The sequence below is a fragment of the Priestia sp. SIMBA_032 genome, from assembly GCF_046535215.1.
GTDB classification, from domain to species: Bacteria; Bacillota; Bacilli; order Bacillales; family Bacillaceae_H; genus Priestia; species Priestia aryabhattai.
The window spans coordinates 1-333 of sequence record NZ_JAWRXD010000296.1 but is presented as its reverse complement, the minus strand read 5'-3'; the positions used below and the strand labels follow the sequence as shown (position 1 = coordinate 333).

Below are 333 nucleotides of genomic sequence, written 5' to 3'. Positions count from 1 at the left end.
CTGCCACAAGTACTAAATCAGAATGACCGTGGTAACAACCAGCAAATTTCATGATTTTTGTGCGACCTGTATAAGCACGAGCAACACGAATCGTTGTCATCACTGCTTCTGTACCAGAGTTTACAAAACGGACTTTATCTAATGCAGGCATTGCTTCTTTTAACATTTTTGCGAATTTTACCTCTAGCGCTGTTGGTGTTCCGTAAAGTACCCCATTTTCAGCAGCTGTTGTAATTGCTTTTGTTATATGCGGATGAGCATGTCCAGTAATAATAGGACCGTATGCTGCTAAATAATCGATATATTTATTTCCGTCTACATCCCAGAAATAAG

1 pseudogene is annotated in these 333 nt (G+C 39.3%); it reads right to left on the bottom strand.

The window, feature by feature from the left end:
• Positions 1–333: pseudogene (hemL, locus tag SB717_RS34465) on the bottom strand (glutamate-1-semialdehyde-2,1-aminomutase); the annotation flags it as partial.